Raw genomic sequence first — 25,922 nt, 5'->3', positions numbered from 1 at the left:
CGGGGCGATGCGAAAACCGCCGCTCGCCCGGGTTATTCGGCGGCCCGCGCCGCTCAGGTAGTCACGGCTGCGTCCTGGTCCACCGGCAGTGCACCGGTCGGCGTTCCGTCCGCGCCGTTCAGATGGACAGGCAGGGACTGGTAACCCTGGAGCGAGATCGACGTCAGGCGGGCAGGCTCGGAAGCCAGCGTGAGGTCGGGGTAGCGGCGCAGGAGTGCACGAAGCGCGATCTCCGTTTCCAGCTTGGCCAGCCGCGCTCCCAGGCAGTAGTGCGCACCGAACCCGAAAGCGACATGCTCTCGGCTCGTGGTTCTTCCGATGTCGAATGCGTCGGGGTGCTCGTGTCGGCCCGTGTCCCGCCCGGCGGGTAGGACGCTGGCGAGGACGGCGTCACCCTTGGCAACCCGAACGCCCGCGATCTCGGTGTCCTTCACCGCGTACCGCAGGATGACGTGACGCACGGGAGGGGAGTAACGAAGGCCCTCCTCCACCACATTGGCCCAGGTCGTATCATCCTCGGTGCCCAGGGCGGCCGCCAGCATGACCGGGTGCCGCAGGAGGGCGTGGACCGTGTTGGTGATCGAGTTGATCGTGGTCTCGTGCCCTGCGATCAGCACCAGGAACAGTGTCTCGATCAGTTCCTGTTGGCTGAGACGGTCTCCGTCGTCGCTGGCCTGGATCAATGCGGTGGTGAGATCGTCCCCGGGATCGGTGCGCTTCCAGTCGATGAGCGCCGACAGGGAGCTGTAAATGTCTGCCACGGCCACCCGGATGTCATCGTCCCCGGTGGCGCCCTTCTGGGGCGTGACGAGGCGATCGAAGCGGCTGCGCAGCTCGGCGACCGACGAGTCCGGTACGCCCAGGACATGGCAGATGACGGTCACAGGCAGCGGGAATGCGAAGTGTTCCCGCAGGTCGACGGTGCCATCAGGACTGGCCGTGGCCGCCAACCGGTCCAGCAGCTCCTCAGCTGTCTGCTCGATGCGGGGCCTGAGCACCTCGATGGGCGCCCGCGCGAAGCCTGAGCTCACCAAGTGCCTCAGCCTGCGGTGATCGGCGCCGTCCATGTGGAGCATCCCGGCCCCACGCACCAGGGCGATCAGTTCCCAGTCGTCCGCTATCCGGCCATCGGCCAGCGCGGGCCAAAAAGCGGGATCCTTCGTCAGGTCCTCATGCCCGAGAGCCCGCTGCGCCGTGGCGAGGTCTGTGGCTGCCCAGGCCGGCACCCCTCCAGGCAGTTCCACCGCCACCAGTTGTCCGAGCGCGCGGAGCTGCTCAGCCTCCTCCATGGGGTCAGCATGGGGATCGAGGGGGAAGAGCTTGCGGTTCGTCAGGTCCACGGACACTCCAGTGGTGAGACAGAGAGACTCGGATAGAGGCACGGCACCAAGCAGGCGGGTTCCGACTCGGAGTCTGCCAACTTGCGCCACGGCCAAACGAGCGTTGAGGCGGCGGCGGCCCTACCGCTGGTCCTCGTCCCGCACCGGGTTTTGAGCAATGGCCGAGAGGAAACACCGCTTCCCCCGCCTCGGCGTGAAGGCCCAAGGAAGATACTGATCAGCGCCTCTACGCGAGAGGCTTGAACGGGGGAAACACCATGGTGCAAGACTCGACCGGTCACGACCGCGACGCGTTGACACGTGACATCCTCGAAGGCGGGCGCAGAGATCAGACCGGTGGCGAAGGGCAGGGTGGCCGGCAGGTCCGCGGGGTCGGCGAGCAGCCAGGCGACGAGACGGGCCTTGGTCTCGCGGCCCGGCACCGTGGCAGGCAACCGGTCGAGTCCGTCGCGGGTCCGGGCGGCCAGACAGGGGCCGAGGTAGTGATCACCCGGTTTTCCCGCCGGTCATCCATCTCTCCGGCCGGTCCTCCGCCCGCGCTTTTCTGCCGGGGACCCACCCCGTGCCCCTGTGCATACGAGGACCTGCACAATGGCGTCATGATCGGCAGACGGGTCACCCATCGCATGGCGGACGGCGTCCGCGTCCCCGGCACGTGGCGCCACGCTTTCATCCGCAACGGCGACTACTTCCTCACCGACCTGTTCATCTACGCGGACGGGCTCGTCGACTGCTGGGGCCTGGTCACCCTCGACGAGTTCGAGCAGAAGCTCCGCAGCGGATGGGTCGCCACCGAACTCCCCGAAGGCGCACGGGCGTCGGGCCACGACCTGGCGGGCTGGACGTTCCACGAGCCGCGCACCTGGCTCACCCCGGAGGTGATGCTTGCCGAGGTCCGGGACACGATCGACCAGCTCAACGGCCGCCCCGACTCGACGGACCGGTGCCTGGCGGCCGTCGACGCGTTCCTCGCCGACCGGACCGAGGAGAGGCGCGCCGAGGTCCGCGCCGCGTACCACGCCATTCCGAGGACCCAGCGGATCTACGCACTGGGCGACATGGACCACAGGGACGAGCCGCTCAAGGTCCTCGTGGCGGGACCGGGCGGGCACACGGAGGAGTGGCCGGACGACCCGGTCACGCAGGAGGAGTACGACGAGGCGATCGCGTTCCTCGAGGACCGGGCCCGCTGGATCGCCGAACGGCCCTCCCGTGTCCCTGCGGACGGCCCGGCGACGCCGCACGCCCCGGCCGTCCACGTCCCCCACGTCTACCCACTGAAGCCCTCGGAGGCGCGGACCAAGTTGTCGCTGCGGACGGACTTCCCGGCGCCGGTCGACATCGACGGCGTCACGTATCCCTCGGCGGCGCACGCGTACTGGGCGCTGTCCACCGCGGATCCCGCCGTCCGCACCGCGATCACGAACGCCGACACCGCGGCCGCGGCGGCCCGGCTCGCTGCCGAGGCCCCGCAGCACGACGGCTGGGAGCACGCCCGCGCCGCGGTCATGCACCGCCTGCTGCGCGCCAAGTACGCCCAGCACCCCGACCTCGCCGACTTCCTGCTGTCGACCGCCGACGCGACTCTCGTCTACGCCGACGCGGACTCGGCCTTCTGGGGCGACGACGCGGGCCGGGGCCGCAACTGGGTGGGGCGCCTGCTGGAACTGATTCGCTCGGAACTGCACGCGCAGCGGGCGGGGTTGGGGTGACGGGGGCGGCGTGGTCGCCGAGGCCGCTCACCTCACCCGAACGCGTACCTGCCGCCCGTCCATCTGCGGCAGCTGCCAACCACTCCCGCGTCTCGAGTAACTGGAACACCTGAACGGTGACCGGGGCACGGGCCTGGGACCGTTCCGACACGAACCGCTGCCCACTGGGCGCGAGCCACCCGTCTTACAGCGCCTGCGGGTCCCGACCGAACGCGACAGCGCACCGGGAGGTCGCCGTCGAATGGGGCACCAGCACACGGTGACATCGGTCGCCCGGTCACGGGACAGTCCAGGGCCGGAGCCGACAGGACGGGACTGGACTGGACTGCACAGCACGCTGGGAATACTCACCTGGACGACGACGCCGACTTCTCGGCTCACGGATCCGCAGGTCCTCTGAGAGGTGACCGCCATGGCTTCTGCTCCCCTGCCCGGCTCCATCGTCCTGACCCAGATAGGCGGCCTGGCCGGAAAGTTGGTGTGGCTGCTCCAGGCCCTCAACGGAGACCTGAGCCGCTGGACGCATGTGGCGGTCGCCCTGGACGACGGCACCGTCTTCGAGGCCCAGCCGGGTGGGGCTGTCATCAGCCCCTGGTCGAAGTACGAGGGCCGACAGCAGGCCGTCGTCCCCTGGGAGCTGCGGAGCGACCAGCGGGACGCCGTCGTCGCCGAGGCCCGGAGCCGGGTCGGCACCGGCTACAACTGGACGACGTACTTCTACCTGGCGGCCTACCGTTTCCGGCTGCCACTGGCGACCGGCTTCCTGCGCTCGCGCGTGGCGCGTTCGGACAAGATGATCTGCTCACAGGCGGCCGACGACATCTACCGCACCTGCGGCATCCATCTGTTCGACGACGGGCGGCTTCCCTTCGACGTGACGCCGGGAGACCTCGCCCGCCTGCTGGACGGCCGCAGATGACCACGAGACAGGGCCGCCGGGCAGGGGACGGACCCACCCGACGGCCTCGGTGCCGGTGAAGCGGCCCTCCTCTACTACTTCGCGCCCAGCAGCTCCATAAGGCTGTTGGCCGCGTCGAGGACCGGCTGTCCGATCGCGCCGACCGTCGCGGCGATGCCGGCGATGGCCAGGAGGGCGCGGTTGCGGATCTGCGGCTGCGCCGTGGCATCGGCCGTGACGTCCGGGAGGGAGTCGTCGAGGACCTGGGCGCTCGCGGGCGGGAGCTTGTCGCGGAGGTCCTCGACCAGCCGGAGGAGCTCCTCGACGGCCGCCTGGACAGCGGGAGACACGGGCGGGGCGGCTGCGGCGGCCCCCTGGTTCTTGACGATGCCGGTGTTGCCGCTGCCCCCGTGCATGTTGACGTTGTCGCCGAAGAAATAGCTGTCGCCGCTCATCAGTTGGCCACCCCCACGTTTCCTGTACCGCCGTACATGTTGACGTTGTCCCCGAAGTAGTAGTTCCTCGGGCTGATCGTGATGGTGTCCACCCTCACCTGGAACTCGGTGTCGGGATGCTCGATCGCGTGCGCGATGCGCCCGACGAGGTGGTTCAGGTGCTGCGGGTCTCTGCTGGTGACCACCGCGGTGGACGGGCCGGACGTCTCCACGGCCAGTACGTAGTGGGACGGCGCCGCCAGAACGGAGATCATCTCGACCAGGGAGTAGATCAGCGCGGCCAAGGTGCCGAGCCAGACGAACGTGACGATTCCGCTGCCCGCTTCCCGGCTCGCGAAGGCGGCCATGCCGCCGAGGATCGTGAGGGCGATCGCCACGGCGAGTGTGATGCCCAGGTTCTTCAGGAAGCGCAGGACCGCTTCCTTGCGTTTGGGGTGGAGGGTGAAGGTGTGCACCCGCGCGATGTTCTGCAGGGGGTAGGCGGCACCTCCCACCCACAGCAGTCGTTTGGTGACCCGTAGATCGATGCCGCCGACAAACCGTGGTGGCACGGGAGGTAAGGGCGGTGTGGCTTGCGGCGTGTGCTGCGCGGGGACGTGCGGCACGCCGGGGGGCGGCGCAGAGGGCGGCGCCCCCTGAGTGGCCTCCTGCGTGGCATGCCGTGGTACGCCCTCCGGCTCGCCGGTCGACTCCGTCGTCTGCATCGGTTGTCTGTCCCCTGAGGTCCGGGCGATATGCCTGATCACTGAGTGAAAACCATTAACCACGCAGCGCGTTTTGGAGGCAAGCCGGATTTCCCCGTCAAGTGTGCGGCTCTTGTGGAGAGTTGACGTCCCCTCGCACGGCCGGCGCGGACGCTCCGTCGCGGCGTGGGCGGTTGTCGCCCCGCGGCAGCTGGCTGGGGCGACGGGCCGGGCGGGACGCTCACGCAGACTGGGCCGCCGCCTTTCCCTCACCCGATCCGCGCGCCCGTCCCCGTCACCCGTACCCGCCCGTCCCTCGCCCGCAGCTCCACCGTCAGGACACCGGGGCGACCCATGTCCTCGCCCTGGTGGAGCGTGAGCACCGACTCTTCGGGGACCAGGCCCAGTTCACGCACGTACGCGCCGAACGCGCCTGCCGCCGCGCCCGTCGCGGGGTCCTCGACCACGCCGCCCACGGGGAACGGGTCGCGTACGTGGAAGACGCGCTCCGACTCCCGCCACACCAGCTGCACCGTGGTCAGGTCGAGGCGGCGCATCAGGGCTTCGAGTCGGTCGAAGTCGTAGGCCAGGTCGGCCAGTCGTGCACGGGTCGCGGCGGCGAGCACGAGGTGGCGGGCACCGGCGAAGGCGATGCGGGGCGGGATCGCCGGGTCCAGGTCGGCGGCGGGCCAGCGCAGGGCGGCCAGCGCCTCGGTCAGGTCCGCGTCGGCGATGACCTCGCTGTGCGGCTCGACCGTGGTGAGCGTGGCCCGGAGCGTCCCGCCCTCCTCGCTCACCGTCACCGGCACGGTCCCCGCCCGTGTCGCGAACACCAGGTCCCCGGTCCCGATGCGCTCACCCAGAGCGACGGCGGTGGCGACGGTGGCGTGTCCGCAGAAGGGCACTTCGGCCCTGGGGCTGAAGTACCGGATGGTGAACGCCCGCCCGGTCTCCCCTCCGAGCCCCTGCGGCGGCGCCGTCAGGAACGCGGACTCGCTGTATCCGACCTCGGCGGCGATCGCGAGCATGGCGGCGTCGTCGAGCCCTGCCGCGTCGAGGACGACCCCTGCGGGGTTGCCTCCGGCGGGGTCGTCGGAGAAGGCGGTGTAGCGCAGGACTTCGTGCGTCGTGGTCATGATCGGCGGAACGAGGGGCCGGAGAGGTTTGTTCCCGGCCGGCCCGCGCCCCGGCCGGGCGGATCTTGGAGGCCCCCCTACTCCACCACCACCGTCCGCTGCGCCGAGAAGTCCCCCCACCTGCCGTCCGTCAGCTTCGCGCGGAGTTTGATGCTGTAGCGGGTGCCCGGGGGGTCCGTGATCGTCATCGTGTACGTGGCTGTTCCCGCCGGTGGCTCCGCGCCCCAGACGATCGTCGTCGCCGGGCGGCCGTTCAGGTACAGCCGGTGCTCGCGCACCGGGGCGCCCGTGCGCGGAGGCGTCCACGACAGGTCGATCGCCCCCTTGCGAGCCGTGGCCTTCAGGGACGTCGGGGCCGTGGACGGGGTCTTGTCGCCCGGGGCCGGTGCGGTGGTGAGGTCGACCGGGGCGCTGTCGGGGGACGAGTTCTCGGCGGCGTCGCGGGCGCGGACCGTGAACGTGTAGACCGTGCCCGGGCGCAGGCCCGTCACGTGGGCCGTCGCACGGGTGCCCTGCACACTGTGGACGCGGGAGTCCTCCTGGTAGATGTCGTACGACGTGACGCCCGTATCGTCCGTCGAGGGGGCCCAGGTCAGGGTCACGGCCCTGCTGCCGTCCACCGTGCCGCGCACGCTGCCAGGGGGCGTGGGCGCGCCGCGGTCGTCCGGGGCCGCTGCCGGGGTGGTCACCGAGATCGCCGTGCTCGGGCCGGAGAGGTTCCCGGCCGCGTCGCGGGCGCGGACCGTGAAGCGGTACGCGGTCCGGGGGCTCAGGCGGTCGACGTCGACCATGTGCTTGGTGGCGGGCAGCGTCCTGACCCGGTTGCCCTTCTCGTAGACCTCGTATCCGGTCACCTCCTCGTTGTCCGAGGAGGTCTCCCACATGACGTGGACGGTGGTGGCGCTGCTCGCCTGAGCGGTGACCCCGGTGGGGGTGGTGGGGCGTTCGGTGTCCTCGGGGTCGCCGGCGCACGCGGCGAGCGGCAGGGCGGCGAGGCAGGCCAACGCGGCCATGGTGGGGGGACGTCGCACGGTCGGGCCTCCGCGGGCGGCAGACTGACGAGCATTGGTCCAGACCTGTATCGCACACCTCTCGGCCCGCTTCAAGCCTTGCGGCGGGACGTACCTTGCCTCAGCCTCAAGGCTTTCTTATGGCTTCTTGAAGATGCGTTTCCGGCGCACCATCCGGAGCCGGTCCCCCCTACGCTCTCGTTCAACCCCCCACGAATCCCGGTGGGCGCGGTCGCGCCTGCCGGGATCTTTCGTTGGACCGACCATCCTTCGAACCGTCACCGAGGTGTCGCCGCATGGGTTCCCACAGAGCCGCCCGCAAGCCGTCCCGTTCCCACGCCCGGCCCAAGGGCGCTCCACGGGCGCGGGGCATCGTTCTGGCCCTCGGCGCGATCACGGTCGCGGCAGGCGCGGGTGTCACCGCCTTCTCGGGCGGGGACCAGGGGCAGGCGGACCGGGTGTCGGCCGACGGCGCCGACACGGCGAGCGGCTCGGCCGACGAGGTCGCGGGCGGCGTCGCCACGCCTCTCGCGTCTCCCTCCGCGACCCGCAGCGCGAGCCCGTCCCCTTCGCACAGCCCGCTCCCCGCCAAGCCGGCGAAGTCCGAGAAGAGCGCGAGCCCCAGCGCATCGGCCGAGCGGTCGGCGGCGGCCGAGCGCGCGGCGAGCAGGGACAGGAGCACGCCGACGAACACGCCCGCCACCACGGCCCGGACGAGTCAGGCGGGCGGCGACAGCGCGCCGAGCGGCGCCGAGGCGCAGGTCCTCGCGCTCGTCAACAAGGAGCGATCGGCCGCCGGTTGCGGACCGGTCACCGCCAACGACCGGCTGACGCAGGCTGCGGACGACTACAGCGACGTCATGGCCGACTCCGGCGTGATGTCCCACACCGGGCCCGACGGCTCCACCATGACCAGCCGCGTCGAGGCGGCCGGATACGCCTGGTCCACGCTCGGCGAGAACATAGCCCAGGGGCAGCCCGACGCCGCGTCGGTCATGGACGCGTGGATGAACAGCCCGGGCCACCGCGCCAACATCCTCAACTGCTCCTTCGAGGAGCTGGGCGTCGGCGTCCACGTCGGCGACGGCGGCCCGTGGTGGACGCAGAACTTCGGCGCGAGCCGGTAGACGTACGCCGGGAGACCGCGAGGCGCCGAACCGCGAGCGCTCAGCCCCGTGAGCCGGTGGACCGCGCACCGCCGCACCCCGTGCCGCTGCCCCCGAGCCGCTGCCCCCGCGCCGGTGGGCCCGCTCCTCAGGCACCCGCCAGCGCGAACGACACCCGCACCCGCGCCCCGCCCATCGGGGCGCGGGTGATGTGCAGTTCGCCGTCGGCCGTGTGCGCCGCGCGGGCCACGATGTCCAGGCCCAGGCCCGTGGAGCCGCCGACGCTCACGCCCCGGGTGAGCGCGGCCTCCGGGTCCCCGACTCCGGGCCCCGCGTCGTCCACGGTCAGCAGCACGTGCCGGTCGGTGCGCTCCACGCGTACGGCGAAGGCCGTGCCCTGCGGGGTGTGCCGGAACACGTTGCCGATGAGGGCGTCGACGACGGCGGCGAGGTCGTCCTCCGGGAAGAGCACGGGCGTCGGCCGCGGGGTGAAGAAACGTTCGCAGAGACGGTCCTGCTGCGTGGCGAGGACGGACCAGAAGTCGAGTCGCAGCGCGACCACCTCGGTCACCTCGCACGGCCGCCCCGGTGCTGAGTGGGAGGCGGTTGTGGTGGCGAGCGGGGTGCGGGCCGCGGCGATGATGGAGTCCAGTTCGCTCTCCAGCCGGCCGACGGCCTCGGTGATCCGCCGCGCCCCCGGTGTACCGCTCATGAGGTCCGCCTCCAGGTAGAGCGCGGTCAGCGGGGTGCGCAGCCGGTGCGAGAGGTCGGCGACCATCTCCCGTTCGACGGCGAGCAGTTCGACGACGCGGTCGGCCATGGTGTTGAACGCGACGCCTGCCTCCTGGAGTTCGGGTGGACCGTCAGGTTCCACGCGTACGTCCAGGTCCCCGGAACCCAGGGCGAGCGAGGCGCTCTTGAGCCCGCGCGAGGAGCGGACGACCCGGGCGCCGAGGCGGTCGGCGACCAGTACCGATCCGCCCACCAGACCGAGTGCGAGCAGGGACATGACGCCCCACGACGCCCCTACGCCGCGGGAGAGGTCCGCGGCCGGCACGTACGCCTCGACGACCGCGACCCGGTCGCCGGGCAGGACGACGGGCTGGAGGTAGACCCAGCCCTCGGGGATGTCCATGGCCAGGGTCTCGCGCTTCCGTACGGCGCGCTCCAGCGCCTCCTTCGGTGCGTGCGGGCTGCCGACGAACTCTCCGCCGGGGAGGCGTACGGCGAGTTGGTCGCGCAGGTCCAGCTCGGCCACGGCCTGCTGCACGTCGGACCGCTTGGTGGTCAGGGCGAGGACGGGGGACAGCGCGCCCGCGCGCTGTTCGGCGGCGGTGGTGACGCGGTCCCTGGCCTGTTCGCGTACGAGGAGGGCGAGCGGGATGAGGAAGGACAGCGCGACCATGGAGGTCACGGCGAGGGCGATGCCCGCGAGTGCTCGTCTCATGGCGAGGCGACCAGTTTGATGCCGATACCGCGCACGGTGTGCAGATAGCGCGGTTCGGAGGCCCTTTCGCCCAGTTTCCTGCGCAGTGCGGAGAGATGGACGTCCACCGTCTGGTCCTCCAGGTACGGCTGTTGCCACACCTCGGCGAGGATGCGCCGGCGGGACATGACCTGGTCCGCGTGGGCGGCGAGGTAGGCGAGCAGGTCGAACTCCCGCCGGGTCAGGCTCAGCTCGCGGCCCGCGAGGTGCGCGGTGCGGGCGAGCGGGTCGATCCTGAGGTCCGCCACCTGCACGACCGGCTGCTGGTCGCGTTCCTGCGCGGCCGGTACGGAACGCCGCAGCACGGCGGCTATGCGGGCGGCGAGCTGGCCGCCGGAGAAGGGCTTGACCATGTAGTCGTCCGCTCCGGCGTTGAGGAGCCTGATGACCTCCGCGTCGTCGTCGCGCGCGGTGGCGACGAGGACGGGTACCCGCGATATGCCCCGGATCATGCGCAGGACGTCGAGACCGTCGATATCGGGCAGTCCGAGGTCGAGCACGACGATGTCGGGCAGGGCCTGGGTGACTTCGCGCAGCGCCTCGAATCCCTGGTGGGCGGTGCGGACGGCGTACCCGTGCCCGGTGAGCACCTCGATCAGGGCGGCACGGATCACGGGGTCGTCCTCGACGACAAGTACGCAGGCCATGGGCAGGCACGTTAGCCGGTCCGTCACTATGGTGTCGTGTCCCGCCTCCTGCGTTACCTGCTGATCTGGCTGTCGTGCACCGCGGCCAGCGTCACGGCTGTCGTGATCACGATCCACTTCGTGGTGGGCTCGACCCGCCCGACCGCGCCGGTGGCGCAGTCGGCGCCGAAGGACTTCATGGCCGCGCCGCACGCCTCGGCGTCCGCGCGCCCGAGCCCGTCGCCGAAGCCCAGGCCGAAGCCGACCCGCACGGCGACGCCGAGTCCCACCCCGACGACGGTGAAGCCGCGCCCGGTGACTCCGGCGCCCGCGTCCCGGACGACCACCGCGCCGCCGCCGAAGGAACCGGCCGGGCCGTCCGGGGAGGACACGGGCGACTGGTGCGAGGAGGGCGGTTCGGGCGTGCACACGATCTCGTCGCGCGGCGGCAAGGCGACGGTGCGCTACGGCAGCGGCGGGGTGTGCCTCATATCGGCTGTGCCGAACCAGGGTTTCACCGCGAGTACGACGCAGAGCGCGCCCGAGACGCTGACGGTGACCTTCGACGCGACCGGGCACCGCTCGCAGATCACGGCCACGACGGAGCCCTCGGACCGGGCGAGCGTGAGCGAGACGTCGTACTAGCGCCGGCGCAGGCGGTCCAGCATGAGCGGTCCAACGGGAACCGACGGGGCGTTGGCAGGACGACGGGTGCCTCGCTACCAGTCTCGGACGGACTCCACTCCGACGACAAGACTGTCACGGGCGCCTTCGAGGCCAGGGCCGTGGAGTGCTTCGGCCTCGTTCACGATGTGGTCGAGGGCGGCGAAGAGCTCTTCGCGCTCAACGGTCTCGATGAAGCCCGATCGGCGGTCAAGCTTGTTGAACGCCTCACCATAGGCACGCCCGATCTCCTCCATGCGTGTCGATCGGACGTCTGCGGGCTCTTCGGCGAACACGTGAAGGATCGCCTTCCGAGTCGTCTTGTACTGGGCGACAGCCCTCTTGAAGGTGGCGGTGCTGATCTGTTCGCGACCGTCCCAGTCGCGCAACGGGTTGTTCCGGTTCTCCTCGACCCATTCGGGCTTGCGGGCCCGGACGACGGACACGTAGGTGCCCGCTGGGATCTCGGGTCGCCAGGTGCTGCGCATGGCTGAGGCGTACTCGGCAGCGATGCTGTAGAGGTCCACTGATTCCAGCTCTGGCGTGCACTGAGGTCGCAGACTGTCTTCTGCAGTCATCCCGAACAGGTCAACGATGCGGATCCCCTGGAGAGAGGTCAGCCGGTTCAGCTCGCCAGCGGCGGAGAGGAGGCCAAGGCGTCCGTGCAGATGGAGCCAGGTCGCCCCGGGGAAGCGCTGGACGAGCTGAGCGCAGTCGAGGGAGTCGATGTCCGTGATCGTCAGGTGGGTGACCTCCGGTCTTGGTGCTGTCGGCCGGCTGAGGAATTCATTGACCGTCTCTCCGGTGTACTTCGCCTTCCAGGCTGCGATCGGGTCCTCGTGGACGCCGCTTTCCCACCGCCGCTGCCGGGCGAGCTGATCGCCCAGGCGCCATCCGGAGGCCCAGCAGTTCGCCGGTTTGTCGTGGAGCAGGGGCATCGCGCCGACGACCTTGTGGCTGCGGGGCAGGACCCATGCGTGGTTGCAGAAGGACAGCGCCCCGTTCCATGAGTGGTGGGTGAGCCTGAGCGGGGCGACGTCGCCGAGGTCGGCCACGGACGACGGCTCGGGGCCGGACCAGTCCAACTCGAGTACGGCCGCTGTCTGGGAATCGGCATCGAGCCGGACTATCTGCGCGGCTGTCCACTCCCCAAGATCCCGCGAATGAGCGGCCACCACGTCGCCGACCGTGATCAGCCTTGGCGGCGTGGCCTGCTTCCGAATCGACATGCCCTGACCCTAAAGGTCATCGAGATCGAGGCCGTCGCCGCCGTGCTCGATCCCTGAGATCCGGTGCCTCCCTGACTGAACAACACCACCCCACCGTCGAACGGGGTGCCTCCCAAGCCCGTCGACAGTGACGTCACTACTGCTCGATGAAGCCACTCCCTCGCCCTGTACGAGGTGTACCGGGACGGACCGAGCGTTGTCAGCGGCGACATATAGCGTGCGCGGACCAACTGGTGCGACGCGATGGGGGATGTACGGATGGAGTTCCGGATCGAGCGAGGCGCTCTCGCCGAGGCCGTGGCCTGGGCGGCCAGGTCGTTGCCCGCACGTTCGCCTGTTCCTGTGCTGGGCGGCTTGATGCTGGACGCGGCGGAGGGACGGCAATGTCCCGCTTCGACCGGCGGCGCACCGGTCCCCAGGGCGTGAAGGCCTGGCACTGTGCCGACATGCCTTTCGCGTCGGCAATCCCGCCCTGCCCGCCGTCGAGTTCCTCATCGGCGGCCCGCCTTCCCCTGCGGATCACCGTCTGTCACGGCGCGTGGTCGCGGCCTGGGCGGCGTTCGCCCGGTCCGGCGATCCCGGCTGGCGGCCTTTCGACGCGACCGGCGCAGGACCGGTCCACGCCTGGGCGCCGGACGACGACCAGGCCCGTTCGCCGCTGCCGGACACATGGGTACTGTGGCGGGGCATCGGCTGTCTGCCGCTGGGTCCTTGAAACGAACGGGGCGCAGCCTGCTGTAGCCCGTGAACTGCAGCCGGCGCTTCAGTGCTCGAGTGCCTTGGGCCAGAAATCCATCACGTACCGCTCCACCCCGTACGCGCCGCCCTCCGTGCGTGTCACTCTCTCGACCTCGGCACGGCCGGTACACCCGACTCGGACCCGCCAGATGCCCGCCGAACCCAGGCGGATCAACTGCTGCGAGCGACCGAGAGTCGTCGTCCACACTGCGACATCGCCGGTGGTCGACTCGAAGTCAACCTCTCCCTGATCGTCCCAGTCGGCCTTCTCCGCCTCCGGCTCGCCGTCCCAGATGCGAACCGTCACCGCGGCCGTGTGGGTGTGACCTGCGCTGAAGAGATCGAACCGGCGCACATGCTGATTCAGGAACACCCCCCATTCGTAGTCGTCCCCGAACGGCGCAGGCACCGCGCTGTCATCGGACTCCTGGAAGCCGAACCCTCGGAAAGCGACTTCGACATCCAGCTGTTCCTGCCGCAGCAACTCGGCCACAGTTCCCCTCCTGGTCAGCTGAAAGAACATGGATCGCCACGAGGCCTATCCAACCTGACGGTCGAGCTCGGTGCTCGGGGGAGGCGTACGAAACGGTCATCGCGTCGGGCCCGGCGGACGACACCGGCCTTTGCGTCAGGGCCCTGATGACGCCCTACTGTTGGAGGTCCGAAGGGCGCCGGGATACACGATGCAGATGACGGCCAGCGGTCACCATCGCCCCCAGCACGCCGTGACCATCGCCGGGAGCGATCAGCCCACCGACCACGGCCTCGTTCACGAGGTCGTACGTCTCCTTGGTCGTGATGCCTCTGCGACGGGCGTAGGTGCCGGCGGATCGGTCATCGGTGATCCACACCGAGTCTCGTAACTCGGCGCGCATGGTGATCAGTACGCACGTCTCCGCCTCACCGAGGTGCTTCAGCGGCTGCGACGCCACACCACCGAACACTGCTCTGCGGACCCGCTCCACCTCGGTCAGCTCACGGGAGTCCGTGATCTCGATGGGGTCCCTGAGCCACCCGCCCTCCGATATCCCACGCAGTGGCGGATGATGCCTGCTCGACTGCTCGGCTTCGTAGGCCACGGCCTGCGTCCAACGGCCTCGTCCGTCGAGCACCGCTTCCAGCAGCGGGAGACGATCGACGGCAGCGAAATTGCACAGGACCGTGTTGTCCGGGAACCAGCAGAGCCTCATGGAGTGAAGACCGGGTCCTTCGCGTCGAGGTCGGATGCCTGAGCATCGGCCGCGCCCTTGCGTTCCGGCTCGAGTACGTCGTGCAGCCAGTCCACCTCCACGCCGAGGAGCGACGCCAGCGGCCGCAGCGTGGTCTCTCCGGCCGTGTAACCGCTGAAGAGCTGATCCGCGATGCGGGCGGGGAACTGCCGGGCCTCCGCCCAGGCCAGCTGCCGCTGGAACTCGGCGGCAGCTCCCGCCATCAGGTGGCACGTCTCCGCGGTGAGGACCCGGAGCCGGTCCCGAACGTCCTTGTCGATCAGCCCCAGTTGCCCCAGCCGCACGGCCAGTGCGCTCGGTGACACCTTGAACTCGACCACGAGGCGCGCGAAGGCGTCTCTGCCGAGCGGCCCGTCGGCGGCGACAACCTGTGTGAATCGCTTCTCGACTTCGGGAGCCGGCATCAGCAGATGCGACGCGAACGCGTTCGCTCGGACCTCCGTGAGGTCCTTCACCCTGCCCGGTCGGATCCGCTTCTCGACCATCGGGTCCTGCGCATCCCTGGCGAGGATATGTCCGAGTTCGTGCGCGAGGGTGAAGCGCTGCCGCGTCCAGACGCTGCTCGGACTCACGAGGACGAGCCGAAAGGTGTCGGTCTGCCAGGTCACTCCGTTCACCCCGTCGGGCAACGCCGTGATCGCGACGTCCACCCCGTACGCCTTGGCACATGCCGCGATCAGCGCGTCGGTCTCGCGTCCCGTCGCCCACTCCCCCGTGGCCGCGAGGCCCCGGGCCGCGTCCTCGGCGAGCTGCCTCCCCTGGTCGATGTGCAGTGCCAGTTCCGTTCGGACGTCCGGCAGGGCCGGCAGCTTCGGGAGCCGGCCGAGAAGCTCCAGCACCTCGTACGCGGCGGTGTACCGCTGGGCGACCTGGTCCACCTTGTCCCGCTCGGGCACGCTCTCGTCAGTGGTCCGCGCGGCGAACGACGGCTGGGACGGGGCACGCCCGGTGAGCAGCCAGTCGACCGTGGTGTCGCCTGCCTCGGCGATCAGGGCGAGATCGAGCGAGGTGAAGCGCCGGACACCGGTCAGGCTCTTCGAGAGTTTGTCGGGCGTGAGCCGCACTCTCTCGGCGAAGGCAGCCTGACTCACGGAGGCTGCTTCCATGACCCTGCGTACGCGGTCGCTCACAGTCTCGTCCATTCATTTACCGTACTGAATCGTTGCGAAAATCGCAACGGGGTGGCGGGGCGGCGTCCCGCTGCAGTCCGAGTGGGTATGCGGGGCGCTCAAGCAGGCCCGGCGCCGGGGCCGACGGACGGCAGGTGCAGCTCCGCCCAGACCTGCTTACCCGGGGCGGCAACCCGGGGTGCCACACCCCAGCGGTCGGCGAGTCGGGCGACGAGGTACAGACCGCGGCCGGACTCCTCGTGGAGGGGCGGCGGAGTGTCGGCGACCTCGTGTGCGGGGCGGCGCTCGGTACGGGTGTCGGCGACCTCGATCCGGAGGGTGGCGGTCGGGGCGGGAGCCGGGGTCGGGCTCGGGCTCGCGGTGAGGCGGAGGTGGAAGTCCCGTCCGGGGACATGGCCGTGGCGGACAGCGTTCGCGGTCAGCTCGGCGGCGATGAGGGTGATCGTCTCGTTGGGCGTCGAGCCGTACGGGTAGCCCCACTCGTCCAGCCGGTGCGACACCAGTCGGCGGGCAAGGCGCGCGCCACGCGGGGTGGACGTGAACTGCATCGAGAACTCGCGGGCGTGGGCAGGTGGTTGGGCCGGTGCCACGTGAGGGGTAATCGCTCCGTTCATGGGGGAAACGCTCGCGGCCCGTGCATACCGTTGACCAGGAGGGACGCGATGACGGGTGCGGGGTGTACGCGGGGGCGGGCGGTGCTGTACGCGGCGTAGAGCGTGACCGTGGGCGGGGCGTGGGGAGTTGGGCACGGGGAGCGGTGTGCGGAGTGGCGTTGTGTGCGGGCGGACGGTACGGGGACGGGAAGGTACGGGGTCGTGGACGATCAGCAGGAGCAGCCGGAGCACGGATACGAGCACGAGGCGGGGTCGGGGATCCTGCACGTCTTCGGGCAGCAGTTGAAGCTCTGCCGGATCCGGGCGGGTCTGGAGCGGGCCGAGTTCGGGTCGATGACGGGGTACTCGGCGTCGACGATCGCGTCGTTCGAGCAGGGGCGTCGCATTCCGCCGCCGAAGTTCATCGACAAGGCGGACGAGCTGCTGGACGCGGGCGGGTTACTGAAGGCGAGCAAGGAGGAGGTCGCGCGGGCGCAGTACCCGGCGTTCTTCCGGGACGCGGCGCGGTTGGAGGCGCAGGCGGTGGCCCTCCACGTGTACGCGACGAAGGCCGTCCCCGGACTCTTGCAGACGGAGGAGTACGCGCGGGCGGTGTTCAGGATGTGGCGTCCGCTTCTGAGCGAAGAGACCATTACTCAGCGAGTCGCAGCAAGACTCGACCGCCAGGAGATCTTCTCCCGCACCCCACTGCGCACGATCAGCTTCGTCATCGAGGAATTCCTGTTACGCCGTCTTCATGGAGGACGCGCTGCGATGAGGGGGCAGCTGGAGCAGATCCTGCTGCATGGGCATCGCCGTAACGTCGAAGTCCAGGTGATGCCGATCGCGCAGGAGGAGCATGCTGGGCTGGAAGGTCCCTTCACCTTGATCGAGACGAAAGAAGGGCAGAGGATCGCGTATGTGGAGGCGTACAAGGACAGCCGCCTCTACACGGATCGGACGTCGGTCCGGGATCTCGAGGAGCAGTACGGGATCCTCCGGGCGCAGGCGCTCACTCCGCGCGAATCGCTGGAACTCGTCGAGAAGTTGCTGGGAGAGGCATGAACGTCGAAGAGCCCGCACAGGCTGTGCCCGAAGCAGCCTGGTTCAAGAGCAGCTACAGCACCGGGTCGGGCGGCGAGTGCGTGGAGGTCGCGGCCTGTCCCGGCACCATCCATGTCCGCGACTCGAAGGTCACGGCGGGACCAACGCTGCGGGTGGCCGCAGAGGGCTGGGCGGCCTTCGTGGAGTTCGCCACGCGCGACTGAGTGCCCGAGAAGGACGACGCCCCGTCACCGGAGTGTTCCGGTGACGGGGCGCCTTCTTGTACGCGGCTGTACGCGAGCCTCGGTCGGCCTTCTTCGCCCGACCTGCGCGATTCCCTGTCCGGACACGCGCGGAGGGGGCCGTTGCTACGCGTCGCGCCCCGGCGGCAGCTCCCAGCGACCGGAGTGGCCCGGTGAGAGCTCCAAGTCGTCCCGTACGGCGGCGTAGTACGTCTCCCGAGCCGCGCGCTGCTTCGCCAGCAGGGCCGACCAGGCGTCCGGCGCGCGCCGGCCCTCGCGCAGGAAGCTCTCCATCTCCAGCACCACGACGACCCATTCGCGCGCCTTCTGCACCACGTCACGGGAGCCGAGCATCAACAGCGCCTCGCCCGACGGGTCGCGTGCGTCGCTCGCCGCGGCGAGGAGTGGCGCCGCGTCCTCGGGTGAAAGCGGGTGCGGATGCGGGTCGTTGCCCAGGTGGGCCGCGACCCGGTAAGTCAGGGTGACCGACTTCTTCAGGGACCGCGCGTAGTCGGAGTACACCGCCAGCCGCCGCTCCTCCCAGCGCGCCGCCTGTTCGCGCCGGAAGCGGGCCCGGTCGCCGCGCGTGATCGCCAGGTAGGAACCGAGTGCGCCGATCACCACACCCACCAGGGCCGGAAGTTGTTGTATGAACGCGGACATGACGCCACGGTATCCGCAACTCCGTGGCGCCACGGGGTCAGCGGCGGCCGCGCCCGGCTGCCCGGTGTGCGGGCTTCAGGGCGTGCGCCGCGGCGTCCGACACCCGCTTGTCGGGGTGGTGGTCCCGCAGGGCGGTCAGGACGCGGTGGGCGGTGCCGGGGTCCTCGGCTGCGAGGGCCCGGATCAAGGCGGGAGCGCCTCCGGGCCAGACGGCTGCCTCCTCGTCGAAGGAGGGGAGCAGGGTGGTGGGCGGGATCTCGTCCGGCCCGGGGACGCGGGCGCCGCCGTTCTCCTGCCGCTCCGCCACATGCGCGCGCATGTCGTCCGTCCACCGTGCGTCCAGTTCCTCGGCGAGCAGCGTCGCCCGGGCACTCGGCGGCACGCTCTCCCCGGGGACGTCCTCGCCGCGCGCGAGCAGCAGGCGGCGCGCCTCGGCGCCGGTCACCGGGTCGGTGAGCACGGCGCGCAGGGCCGCGTTCGGGATGCCGGCCCGGTCGAGGAGGGCGAAGCACTCGCGCACGCGGGTCCCTTGGCGGTCGGCCGCCTTCGCCTCGGAGACCGCGGTGAGCAGCGGGACCCAGGCCGCGCCGCTCTCCTTGTCCGCGTCTGCCCGGCGGTCTGCCCAGGCGGCGAGGGTCCGTGCCGCGATGCGCGGGGGCCAGTTGCGGACCGCGGCGACGGTGTGCGCCGCGTCCCATCCGGCGACCGTGCCGGCGTCGGGCGCGGCGACCTGTCCCGCGGCCATCACGTGCCGCACGACCGCGCCGCCGAGCGGCGTCAGGCCGAAGGTGTCGCCCCGGCGGAACACGCAGCCGGTCTCTGCCAGGCGGTCGACGAGCGCGGCCAGGGGGCGGGCTGTGGCGTCGATCGCGTCGCGGTCGGCCTCGGTCCGGCCGGGCAGCCCGAGCAGCACCGACAGCTCCTCGGGGGACGGGGTCTCGTACGCCGCCGGTGCGATGGCGGGCACCTGCGTCGGGGCGTCCTCCAGCTCGGGCGGGATCTCCGCGACGTCGGTGTCGGAGGCCTTGCGGGCCACCGAGTCCGGTGTGCTGCCGCGTTCGTAGAGGGAGTAGAGGATGTGGGCCCCGTCCAGGGACCAGTTGTCCTGCGGGCCGCTCACGGTGGGCAGCATCTCGACCTGGGCGGCGAGGATGTCGGCGGCCAGCTCGACGAGCTCCTGCGGTGTGCCCTCGTCCCACACGGGGGTCGCGGGCCCGGGGAGGCCGCAGCGTTCGGAGATCTCCCGCCGTTCGTCGTCCAGGTCGCCGCCGGCGGCCAGGGCGGCCGGGAGCGGGGCGGCGTGCAGCAGGGCCCGGATGTCCCCGGGGGCGGGCACGCGGGCCGGTGGCGGCAGGGGGACCGACGACGCGCCGTAGTAGTCGAGGTGTTCGTCGAGCATGCGGTCCGCGAGTGCGGCGTGGGGCAGTGCCTCGGGGCTCGGCGCCAGGCCGGCGTGGGGCCCGGCGAGCGCCTCGGTCAGCCCGGCGGCGGTCCAGCGGCTGGTCAACGCGTCCGCGATGCGTTCCAGTTCGGCGCCGAGCGCGTCGTCGGGCCGGTCGGCGTCGAGGGGCGGGGCCGGGAGCAGCGGACCGGCCGGAGAGGTCCCGGCGGTGTCCCGTGCGAAGGCCCCGAGCAGCGCCTCGGCGAGCCGTGCGCGGGTGGCGAAGGTGCGGCCGGCGATCTCGAAGCGGTGCAGCGGCTCGGGGAGCGCGGGCCGGTCGGCCCGCGGGGTGCGCTCGTGCGCGTCGAGCCAGGCCCGTACGGCGTCGGCGTCGTCCGGGTCCGTGCCGTCGGCCCTCAGGAGCGAGGCGTACCAGCGCGGCCACGTCAGGGCGGCCGGGTCGGCCATGGCGGCGCGGAAGCCGGGCACGGCGTCGTCGATCGCCGCGAGCAGCCGGGCGTGCCGCTTGGCGTTGAGACGGCCCGCCGCGCGGACGCGGTCCGCGAGCGCCGTCAGCACGGCCGGCACGGCGGCCAGCTCCTCGTCGGACGCCCACAGCAGCCCGGGCAGGTCCTCGTGGAGCACCTGGGCGACCAGCTGCGGTGTCGGTTCGGGCACGCCGCTCCTGCGGTCCGCGCCGCGCAGCGCGAGCAGGGTCAGCACCGCGTCCGCGGGGCGCGCGGGCAGGGCGGTGCCCCGCTCCCGGGCGGCCCAGGCGAGGAAGTCGTCGAGTCCGGTGTTCAGCGCAGTGGTACGAGTCACGCGGGGAGCGTATGAAACCGGGCAGGCCGTAGGCGGCTCCACCGGACGCGGGGTAGCCCGATCGAGCGAGCGACCGGCTCACCTGCGCCTCCTGCGGGGTGGACGGACTGCCCGGCGGTGCGCCGATGAGTTCCGGGGCCGCGGCCGGTCACCCCTGCATGACTGCCTCTGCCACACCTGCTGCCTCCGGGGCGACACCCGTACCCGACCTCCGGTCCGCCGCCGACGGCATCGTGAGACTGCTCCCCCACATCGGCGACGAGAAGCTGGGCGACCCGACGCCGTGCCCCGCGTACGCCGTGCGGGAGATCCTGGCCCACATCCACGGACTGGCCACGGCCTTCCGGGACGCCGCGCGCAAGGATCTCGGCCCGACCACCGAGGGCAGCCCGGACGACGAGCGTCCGGTGCTGGCCGACGACTGGCGCACCGCGATTCCGCAGCGCCTGGACGAGCTCGTCGAGGCATGGAGGGGGCCGGGCGCGTGGGAGGGCATGACCCAGGCCGGGGGCGTCACGCTGCCAGGGGCCGTGGCGGGCCGGGTCGCGCTGAACGAGCTCGTCATCCACGGCTGGGACCTGGCCCGCGCCACGGGCCGGCCGTACGCGCCCGACGAGGCGAGCATGGCCGTGTCGCGGGAGCTGCTGACCCCGACGGGCGACGACGGGATGCGGGAGGGCATCTTCGGTCCGGTGGTGGCAGTGCCGGACGGCGCACCGCTGCTGGACCGGATCGTGGGCCTGAGCGGCCGTCGCCCCGGCTGGACGCCGGCGGACGCCCGCTGACCGCGCGCGGCCGGCCGGGCCCCCGGTCCTCGCCGGCCTGCGGCTGCCATGCTCCCTCCATGTCACCCACGTCACCCAGTTCACGCACGTCGCGCACATCGCGCCGTACGGATCCGAAGCCCTCGCTCTACATCTCCGTCGACGTCGAGGCCGACGGCCCGATCCCCGGCCCGTACTCGATGATCAGCTTCGGTGCCGCCGTCGCGGGCCGTCAGGACGCGGACGGCTACGCGCCGGCCGATCCCGAGGCACGCACCTTCTACCGCGAACTGCCGCCCATCAGCGACGACTTCGTGCCCGAGGCGCTTGCCGTCAGCGGTCTCGACCGCGGGCGTCTGCTGCGCGAGGGCGGCGAACCGGAGGCGGCGATGGCCCAGTTCGCCGCCTGGGTGCGCGAGGCCGCTCGTGAGGCGGGTGCGCAGCCGGTGATGTGCGGGTATCCGGCGTCGTACGACTGGACGTTCCTCTACTGGTACCTGATCCGGTTCACCGGTGGGAGCCCGTTCGGCCACTCCGGCTGCCTGGACATGAAGACCCTGTACGCGACGAAGGCCCGCCTGCCGCTCCGTGCCGTGGCGAAGGGAACGATGCCGCCGGCGCTGCTGTCCGCACGCCGGCACACCCACCACGCCCTGGACGACGCCGTCGAGCAGGCGGAGCTGTTCAGCAACCTCATGCTCTGGGAGCCGGAGACGAAAGCGGCGGCGGAGGCCGGCTGAGGCTCCTCCGGCGCCCCCGAACCGGTCACTTGGCCACTCCTCGGCGTCGGAGGCCCCGATGACGACCGCGTGGACCCGTCGCGGCTTTCTGCGCGTGACAGGAAGCGGCCGCAACCGGACCGCCCGCAGGGGTGTACGCGACCCGGCGAAGGCTGGTAGGAAAGTTTCCTAACAGAGCAACTCCCCGGCGAACTCCCCCTGGAGGCACGGTGCCCACCCCCCACAAGCGCACCCGCAACCGGCTCGGACTCCTCCCGCGCGTGGTACTCGGGGCGATTGTCGTCGCCCTTCCCGCCACCGCCGTCGCGGCGGGCGCCGCCGAACCGGAGCAGCACAGCAGTCCGGCGGTGGTGGCCGCCGTCGGGCTGGACGACCCGGCGAAGAAGGACATCGCCATGCGGATCGTCTCCAGTGCGGAGAACTCCTCGCTCGACTGGAAGGCCCAGTACAGGTACATCGAGGACATCGGGGACGGCCGCGGCTACACCGCCGGCATCATCGGCTTCTGCTCCGGCACCGGGGACATGCTCGATCTGGTCGAGCTCTACACGCAGCGCAAACCCGGCAACGTACTGGCGAAGTACCTGCCCGCGCTGCGGAAGGTCGACGGCACCGACTCGCACGAGGGACTCGACCCCGGCTTCGCCCGCGACTGGCGCAAGGCGGCCGAGGACCCGGCCTTCAAGAAGGCCCAGAACGACGAGCGCGACCGCGTGTACTTCGACCCGGCCGTGAAGCGGGGCAAGCAGGACGGCCTCGGTGTGCTCGGTCAGTTCGTCTACTACGACGCCATCGTGATGCACGGCGACGGCGGCGACAGCACAAGCTTCGGCAGCATCCGCAGGAAGGCGCTGGCGAAGGCCAGGCCGCCGGCCCGGGGCGGCGACGAGAAGGCGTACCTGCACGCGTTCCTCGACGCCCGCGTCCGGGCGATGAAGCAGGAGGAGGCGCACGAGGACACCAGCCGCGTGGACACCGCGCAGCGGGTCTTCCTGAACAAGGGCAACCTCCGCCTGGACACACCGCTGGACTGGAAGGTCTACGGCGACAGTTACCACATCGGCTGACGCCGCCCCCGAACGACGCGGGCGGGCGGCCCGGGACTGTTCCCGGGCCGCCCGCCGCGTCGTGTCCGCGTCCTCAGTGCACGGCGGCCTGCGCCGGGACCGTGTCCGGCTCCGACGCGGCGCCCTGCGGCGACGTGCTCCTCTTCCCCAGGTGGTTGAAGGCCAGGTTGAGCGCGATCGCCACGATGCACCCGGTGGAGATGCCCGAGTCCAGCACCACCAGCAGGTCCTCGGGGAAGGCGTGGTAGAACTCGGGCGCCGCGATCGGGATCAGCCCGACACCGACGGCGGCGGCCACGATCAGCGCGTTCTCACCCTTCTCCAGGGCCGCCGTCGCCAGCGTCTGGATACCGCTCGAGGCGACCGTGCCGAAGAGCACGATGCCCGCGCCGCCGAGTACCGGCAGCGGCACCAGGGCGATCACCGAGGCGGCCACCGGGCACAGGCCCAGCAGGATCAGGATGCCGCCGCCCGCGGCGACGACGAAGCGGCTGCGGACCTTCGTCATCGCGACGAGCCCGATGTTCTGGGCGAAGGCGCTGCACATGAAGCCGTTGAAGAGCGGGCTGACGGCCGAGCCGAGCGTGTCGGCGCGCAGGCCGCCCTCGATGGTGCGCTCGTCCGCGGGGCGTTCCACGATCCGGCCGAGCGCCAGCATGTCGGCGGTGGACTCGGTCATGCACACCAGCATCACGATGCACATGGAGACGATGGCGGCGATCTCGAACTGCGGTGCGCCGAAGTGGAACGGCGTCGGGAAGCCGACGAGGCCGGCGTCCTTGATGGCGTCGAGGTTCGTCATGCCGAGCGGCAGGGCGACGAGCGTGCCGACGACCAGGCCCAGCAGGATCGCGATCTGCTGGAGGAAGCCGCGCAGCAGTTTGCGCAGGGCGAGCACGACGACGAACGTGAGCGCCGCCATGCCGATGTTCTTCATCGAACCGTAGTCGTCGGCTGCGGGGTTGCCGCCCTGCGACCAGTTGAAGGCGACGGGCAGCAGCGAGACGCCGATCAGGGTGATGACCGTGCCGGTGACGACGGGCGGGAAGAAGCGGACGAGTTTCGAGAAGTACGGGGTCAGGACGAAACCCAGGACGCTGGCGACGATGATCGCGCCGAAGATCACGGCGATCCCGTCGTACCCGCGGTCGCGGCCTATCGCGACCATCGGCGTCACACCGGCGAACGAGACGCCGTTGACGAACGGCAGCCGGGCGCCGACGCGCCAGAAGCCGAGCGTCTGCAGCAGGGTCGCGATTCCGGCGGTGAACAGACTCGCGCCCATGAGGAACGCGGTGTCCTTGGCGTCGAGGCCCACAGCGGGTCCGACGATCATCGGCGGGGCCACCACACCCGCGTACATGGCGGCCACGTGCTGCAGCCCGGTGGTGAACATCTTGAACGGCGGAAGGGTCTCGTCGACCGGATGCTTCCGGTCTGATGTCTCGGCGGTCGAGGTGTGCGCGGCCACGGCGGTGCCTCCGGTCGGGTAACACGTCATCGGGGACATGGGTGTCATGGAGGTGGTGCAGGTGATGCAGTCGTTGCTCTTGATGCGGCGTGCACATACCGGATCGCCCAGACCGGTGGTGCGGAAGGCGACCGTGCCGGAACCTGTTGGCACGAGTCACCTTCACCGAGGGGTACGCGCCTTTGTCGCGCGCACCCCCCGGCGAGGGCTGCCGTGGACCCCGCTCGGGTCCGCGGCCGCCGGCCGGGGGCCGTCCCCCCCGGCCGGACTTCTCTGGGGTCAGCCCTGAGCCGTGATGCGGGCCAGGCGCTGGGCCTCCGCTCGAGCGTCGCGGGCGATGGCCTCTTCGTCCGCGAACAGCAGGCGGTTGTTCTCGACGATCTGCTTACCGTTGACGAACGAGGCCGTCACCGGGGCAGCAGCGCCGAACACGATCGCGGTGACCGGGTCGGCGATCGAGGAGTGGCCGATGCCGTCGATCTTCCAGAGCACGAAGTCGGCGAGCTTGCCGGGCTCCAGAGAACCGATGCTGTCGGCGCGGCCGAGGACCTGGGCGCCGCCGTAGGTGCCGAGCCGGAGCGCTTGGCGGGCGTTGAGAGCGGCCTCGCGGTGGGCGCCGAGCCGGTTGATGAGGAGCGCGTTGCGCAGCTCGGTGTGGAGCTCACCCGACTCGTTGGAGGCGGTACCGTCGACGCCGAGGCCGACGGGAACGCCCGCCTTGAGCATGTCGGGAACGCGAGCGATGCCGGCGGCCAGACGGGCATTGGAGGACGGGCAGTGCGCCACACCGGTCTTCGTGCGGGCGAAGGCGGCGATGTCGGAGTCGTTCATGTGGACGCAATGCGCCATCCACACGTCCTCACCGAGCCAGCCGGTCGACTCGAAGTAGTCGGTGGGACCCATGCCGAAGAGTTCGTGACACCACTTCTCCTCCTCCACCGTCTCCGAGCCGTGCGTGTGCATCCTCACGCCGAGGCGGCGGGCCAGTTCCGCACCCTCCTTGAGCAGTTCGGTGGAGATGGAGAACGGCGAGCAGGGGGCGACGGCGACCTGGGTCATCGCGTCGAAGGCGGCGTCGTGGTGCTTCCTGACCGTCTCCTCGGTGGCGGCGAGAGCGCGCTCCGTGGTCTCGACGGCGAAGTCCGGTGGCAGGCCGCCGTCCTTCTCGCTGCGGTCCATGGAGCCGCGGGCGAGGGTGAAGCGGACGCCCATGTCCCTGGCGGCACCGATGATGGCACCCGACAGGTCGCCGGACCCCTGGGGGTAGACGTAGTGGTGGTCCATGGCGGTGGTGACACCGCCGCGGGCCATCATCGCGAGCGAGCCCTGCGCCGCGACGCGGGCCATCGACTCGTCGATCCGCGACCAGGTCGGGTACAGCGCGACCAGCCAGTTGAAGAGGTTGTGGTCGGTGGCCAGGCCCCGGGTGATCCACTGGTAGAAGTGGTGGTGGGTGTTGACCAGACCGGGGGTCGCGAGGTGACCGGTGGCGTCGATCCGGCGGACCACGTTCTCGAGGCCCTCGGGCGCCTTGCCGGCTCCCATGGACTCGATCTTGTTGTCGGCGACGACGAGATGCCCGGAGGCGTACTCGGTGTCGTGGGCGTCCACGGTCGCGATCGCACAGTTCTCGATCACGATGCGCTGGGGTGCCGAAGGTGCTGCCATGGCGGTGGTTCCTTCATTCCTCTTGG

At 71.0% G+C, this 25,922-nt stretch carries 26 protein-coding genes and 1 pseudogene; 10 read left to right on the top strand and 17 right to left on the bottom strand.

The annotated features are described in order from the left end of the window. Window positions 1-53: 53 nt before the first annotated feature. A complete protein-coding gene (locus HW130_RS09910) occupies window positions 54-1,340 on the bottom strand; it encodes a cytochrome P450 (protein WP_177149086.1) in 1,287 nt (428 codons plus the stop codon). 599 nt (window positions 1,341-1,939) lie between these two features. On the opposite strand from HW130_RS09910, the gene HW130_RS09905 reads away from it, so the two are divergent. Beyond that, window positions 1,940-3,052: an NADAR family protein gene (locus HW130_RS09905; protein ID WP_177149085.1), complete on the top strand. Its 1,113-nt coding sequence runs from the start codon at window positions 1,940-1,942 to the stop codon at window positions 3,050-3,052. A 412-nt stretch (window positions 3,053-3,464) separates the two neighbouring features. Next, window positions 3,465-3,971, top strand: a complete 507-nt coding sequence (locus HW130_RS09900) for a hypothetical protein (protein ID WP_177149084.1) — start codon at window positions 3,465-3,467, stop codon at window positions 3,969-3,971. Window positions 3,972-4,045: 74 nt separating this feature from the next. Here HW130_RS09900 and HW130_RS09895 read toward each other — a convergent pair whose 3' ends face one another. The 4 genes from HW130_RS09895 to HW130_RS09880 form a co-directional block, all read right to left on the bottom strand. Further along, the gene (locus tag HW130_RS09895; protein WP_177149083.1) at window positions 4,046-4,405 is read right to left on the bottom strand and encodes a hypothetical protein; all 360 of its coding nucleotides are present in this window, start codon (window positions 4,403-4,405) and stop codon (window positions 4,046-4,048) included. Continuing rightward, window positions 4,405-4,956 carry a DUF6232 family protein gene (locus HW130_RS09890; RefSeq protein WP_177149082.1) on the bottom strand — a complete coding sequence of 184 codons (552 nt, stop codon included), beginning with the start codon at window positions 4,954-4,956 and terminating at the stop codon, window positions 4,405-4,407. Before HW130_RS09890 ends, HW130_RS09895 begins: the two co-directional genes overlap by 1 nt. A 401-nt stretch (window positions 4,957-5,357) precedes the next feature. After that, window positions 5,358-6,224 carry a PhzF family phenazine biosynthesis protein gene (locus HW130_RS09885; RefSeq protein ID WP_177149081.1) on the bottom strand — a complete coding sequence of 289 codons (867 nt, stop codon included), beginning with the start codon at window positions 6,222-6,224 and terminating at the stop codon, window positions 5,358-5,360. A 77-nt stretch (window positions 6,225-6,301) separates the two neighbouring features. Then, a complete protein-coding gene (locus tag HW130_RS09880; protein WP_375256520.1) occupies window positions 6,302-7,255 on the bottom strand; it encodes a fibronectin type III domain-containing protein in 954 nt (317 codons plus the stop codon). Between the two features lie 275 nt (window positions 7,256-7,530). On the opposite strand from HW130_RS09880, the gene HW130_RS09875 reads away from it, so the two are divergent. Next, window positions 7,531-8,361, top strand: a complete 831-nt coding sequence (locus tag HW130_RS09875) for a CAP domain-containing protein (protein ID WP_177149080.1) — start codon at window positions 7,531-7,533, stop codon at window positions 8,359-8,361. 127 nt (window positions 8,362-8,488) lie between these two features. Here the strand turns inward: HW130_RS09875 and HW130_RS09870 are convergent, their stop codons facing one another. Genes HW130_RS09870 through HW130_RS09860 form a run of 3 tightly spaced genes read right to left on the bottom strand, consistent with a single transcriptional unit; the run spans window position 8,489 to window position 10,844 of the window. After that, window positions 8,489-9,787 (bottom strand): HAMP domain-containing sensor histidine kinase, encoded by a 1,299-nt coding sequence (locus HW130_RS09870; RefSeq protein WP_177149079.1) that lies wholly within the window; start codon window positions 9,785-9,787, stop codon window positions 8,489-8,491. Then, window positions 9,784-10,473, bottom strand: a complete 690-nt coding sequence (locus HW130_RS09865; RefSeq protein WP_177149078.1) for a response regulator transcription factor — start codon at window positions 10,471-10,473, stop codon at window positions 9,784-9,786. The genes HW130_RS09870 and HW130_RS09865 overlap by 4 nt, the downstream gene beginning before the upstream one ends. Before the next feature lie 53 nt (window positions 10,474-10,526). Beyond that, window positions 10,527-10,844, bottom strand: a complete 318-nt coding sequence (locus tag HW130_RS09860; RefSeq protein ID WP_177149077.1) for a hypothetical protein — start codon at window positions 10,842-10,844, stop codon at window positions 10,527-10,529. 31 nt (window positions 10,845-10,875) lie between these two features. On the opposite strand from HW130_RS09860, the gene HW130_RS09855 reads away from it, so the two are divergent. Beyond that, window positions 10,876-11,097, top strand: a complete 222-nt coding sequence (locus HW130_RS09855; protein WP_177149076.1) for a hypothetical protein — start codon at window positions 10,876-10,878, stop codon at window positions 11,095-11,097. 74 nt (window positions 11,098-11,171) lie between these two features. Here HW130_RS09855 and HW130_RS09850 read toward each other — a convergent pair whose 3' ends face one another. Further along, window positions 11,172-12,344 (bottom strand): hypothetical protein, encoded by a 1,173-nt coding sequence (locus HW130_RS09850; protein ID WP_177149075.1) that lies wholly within the window; start codon window positions 12,342-12,344, stop codon window positions 11,172-11,174. Between the two features lie 258 nt (window positions 12,345-12,602). Between HW130_RS09850 and HW130_RS09845 the strand changes: the two are divergent. Continuing rightward, window positions 12,603-12,725: pseudogene (locus HW130_RS09845) on the top strand (DNA polymerase III subunit beta); the annotation flags it as partial. Window positions 12,726-13,107: 382 nt separating this feature from the next. On the opposite strand, the gene HW130_RS09840 reads toward HW130_RS09845, so the two are convergent. The 4 genes from HW130_RS09840 to HW130_RS09825 all read right to left on the bottom strand — a co-directional run bounded on the left by HW130_RS09840 (window position 13,108) and on the right by HW130_RS09825 (window position 16,055). Further along, the gene (locus tag HW130_RS09840; RefSeq protein ID WP_177149074.1) at window positions 13,108-13,575 is read right to left on the bottom strand and encodes a hypothetical protein; all 468 of its coding nucleotides are present in this window, start codon (window positions 13,573-13,575) and stop codon (window positions 13,108-13,110) included. A 154-nt stretch (window positions 13,576-13,729) separates the two neighbouring features. Continuing rightward, window positions 13,730-14,272, bottom strand: a complete 543-nt coding sequence (locus HW130_RS09835) for a hypothetical protein (protein ID WP_177149073.1) — start codon at window positions 14,270-14,272, stop codon at window positions 13,730-13,732. Next, complete coding sequence (locus tag HW130_RS09830) at window positions 14,269-15,453, bottom strand: ImmA/IrrE family metallo-endopeptidase (protein WP_177149072.1); 1,185 nt, start codon at window positions 15,451-15,453, stop codon at window positions 14,269-14,271. The genes HW130_RS09835 and HW130_RS09830 overlap by 4 nt, the downstream gene beginning before the upstream one ends. 86 nt (window positions 15,454-15,539) lie before the next feature. Further along, window positions 15,540-16,055 carry an ATP-binding protein gene (locus tag HW130_RS09825; protein WP_177149071.1) on the bottom strand — a complete coding sequence of 172 codons (516 nt, stop codon included), beginning with the start codon at window positions 16,053-16,055 and terminating at the stop codon, window positions 15,540-15,542. A gap of 201 nt (window positions 16,056-16,256) precedes the next feature. On the opposite strand from HW130_RS09825, the gene HW130_RS09820 reads away from it, so the two are divergent. Continuing rightward, window positions 16,257-17,099, top strand: a complete 843-nt coding sequence (locus HW130_RS09820) for a helix-turn-helix transcriptional regulator (protein ID WP_177149070.1) — start codon at window positions 16,257-16,259, stop codon at window positions 17,097-17,099. Continuing rightward, window positions 17,096-17,302: a DUF397 domain-containing protein gene (locus tag HW130_RS09815; RefSeq protein ID WP_177149069.1), complete on the top strand. Its 207-nt coding sequence runs from the start codon at window positions 17,096-17,098 to the stop codon at window positions 17,300-17,302. The genes HW130_RS09820 and HW130_RS09815 overlap by 4 nt, the downstream gene beginning before the upstream one ends. 144 nt (window positions 17,303-17,446) lie before the next feature. Here the strand turns inward: HW130_RS09815 and HW130_RS09810 are convergent, their stop codons facing one another. Together HW130_RS09810 and HW130_RS09805 are read right to left on the bottom strand one after the other, a co-directional pair. Then, complete coding sequence (locus HW130_RS09810) at window positions 17,447-17,983, bottom strand: hypothetical protein (protein ID WP_177149068.1); 537 nt, start codon at window positions 17,981-17,983, stop codon at window positions 17,447-17,449. A 37-nt stretch (window positions 17,984-18,020) separates the two neighbouring features. Continuing rightward, entirely contained in the window at window positions 18,021-20,186 is a 2,166-nt protein-coding gene (locus tag HW130_RS09805; RefSeq protein WP_177149067.1) for a hypothetical protein, read from the bottom strand. Window positions 20,187-20,344: 158 nt separating this feature from the next. On the opposite strand from HW130_RS09805, the gene HW130_RS09800 reads away from it, so the two are divergent. From HW130_RS09800 to HW130_RS09790, 3 genes are all read left to right on the top strand, one after another. Next, the gene (locus HW130_RS09800) at window positions 20,345-20,971 is read left to right on the top strand and encodes a TIGR03086 family metal-binding protein (protein ID WP_177149066.1); all 627 of its coding nucleotides are present in this window, start codon (window positions 20,345-20,347) and stop codon (window positions 20,969-20,971) included. Between the two features lie 59 nt (window positions 20,972-21,030). After that, window positions 21,031-21,690, top strand: coding sequence for an exonuclease (locus HW130_RS09795; protein WP_177149065.1), 660 nt, complete (start codon window positions 21,031-21,033; stop codon window positions 21,688-21,690). Between the two features lie 209 nt (window positions 21,691-21,899). Further along, window positions 21,900-22,757: a chitosanase gene (locus HW130_RS09790; RefSeq protein ID WP_309140377.1), complete on the top strand. Its 858-nt coding sequence runs from the start codon at window positions 21,900-21,902 to the stop codon at window positions 22,755-22,757. Between the two features lie 73 nt (window positions 22,758-22,830). On the opposite strand, the gene HW130_RS09785 is transcribed toward HW130_RS09790, so the two are convergent. Together HW130_RS09785 and HW130_RS09780 are read right to left on the bottom strand one after the other, a co-directional pair. Then, window positions 22,831-24,258: a nucleobase:cation symporter-2 family protein gene (locus HW130_RS09785; RefSeq protein ID WP_218183350.1), complete on the bottom strand. Its 1,428-nt coding sequence runs from the start codon at window positions 24,256-24,258 to the stop codon at window positions 22,831-22,833. A 249-nt stretch (window positions 24,259-24,507) separates the two neighbouring features. Next, the gene (locus tag HW130_RS09780; protein WP_177149064.1) at window positions 24,508-25,896 is read right to left on the bottom strand and encodes an 8-oxoguanine deaminase; all 1,389 of its coding nucleotides are present in this window, start codon (window positions 25,894-25,896) and stop codon (window positions 24,508-24,510) included. Between the last annotated feature and the right edge of the window lie 26 nt (window positions 25,897-25,922).

The sequence above is a fragment of the Streptomyces sp. PKU-EA00015 genome (assembly GCF_013387495.1).
In the GTDB taxonomy this organism is placed as follows: Bacteria; Actinomycetota; Actinomycetes; order Streptomycetales; family Streptomycetaceae; genus Streptomyces.
Note: the sequence above shows the minus strand (reverse complement) of the source record. Positions and strands in the feature narration are given on the sequence as shown.

Bases quoted from the DNA above. Each gene is read 5' to 3' on its own strand.
- HW130_RS09780 (WP_177149064.1), bottom strand. From the start codon at position 25,896: ATGGCAGCACCTTCGGCACCCCAGCGCATCGTGATCGAGAACTGTGCG.
- HW130_RS09895 (WP_177149083.1), bottom strand. From the start codon at position 4,405: ATGAGCGGCGACAGCTATTTCTTCGGCGACAACGTCAACATGCACGGG.
- HW130_RS09900 (WP_177149084.1), top strand. From the start codon at position 3,465: ATGGCTTCTGCTCCCCTGCCCGGCTCCATCGTCCTGACCCAGATAGGC.
- HW130_RS09850 (WP_177149075.1), bottom strand. From the start codon at position 12,344: ATGTCGATTCGGAAGCAGGCCACGCCGCCAAGGCTGATCACGGTCGGC.
- HW130_RS09800 (WP_177149066.1), top strand. From the start codon at position 20,345: ATGACTGCCTCTGCCACACCTGCTGCCTCCGGGGCGACACCCGTACCC.
- HW130_RS09865 (WP_177149078.1), bottom strand. From the start codon at position 10,473: ATGGCCTGCGTACTTGTCGTCGAGGACGACCCCGTGATCCGTGCCGCC.
- HW130_RS09830 (WP_177149072.1), bottom strand. From the start codon at position 15,453: ATGGACGAGACTGTGAGCGACCGCGTACGCAGGGTCATGGAAGCAGCC.
- HW130_RS09785 (WP_218183350.1), bottom strand. From the start codon at position 24,258: ATGACGTGTTACCCGACCGGAGGCACCGCCGTGGCCGCGCACACCTCG.
- HW130_RS09835 (WP_177149073.1), bottom strand. From the start codon at position 14,272: ATGAGGCTCTGCTGGTTCCCGGACAACACGGTCCTGTGCAATTTCGCT.
- HW130_RS09885 (WP_177149081.1), bottom strand. From the start codon at position 6,224: ATGACCACGACGCACGAAGTCCTGCGCTACACCGCCTTCTCCGACGAC.
- HW130_RS09875 (WP_177149080.1), top strand. From the start codon at position 7,531: ATGGGTTCCCACAGAGCCGCCCGCAAGCCGTCCCGTTCCCACGCCCGG.
- HW130_RS09870 (WP_177149079.1), bottom strand. From the start codon at position 9,787: ATGAGACGAGCACTCGCGGGCATCGCCCTCGCCGTGACCTCCATGGTC.
- HW130_RS09905 (WP_177149085.1), top strand. From the start codon at position 1,940: ATGATCGGCAGACGGGTCACCCATCGCATGGCGGACGGCGTCCGCGTC.
- HW130_RS09825 (WP_177149071.1), bottom strand. From the start codon at position 16,055: ATGAACGGAGCGATTACCCCTCACGTGGCACCGGCCCAACCACCTGCC.
- HW130_RS09815 (WP_177149069.1), top strand. From the start codon at position 17,096: ATGAACGTCGAAGAGCCCGCACAGGCTGTGCCCGAAGCAGCCTGGTTC.
- HW130_RS09810 (WP_177149068.1), bottom strand. From the start codon at position 17,983: ATGTCCGCGTTCATACAACAACTTCCGGCCCTGGTGGGTGTGGTGATC.
- HW130_RS09795 (WP_177149065.1), top strand. From the start codon at position 21,031: ATGTCACCCACGTCACCCAGTTCACGCACGTCGCGCACATCGCGCCGT.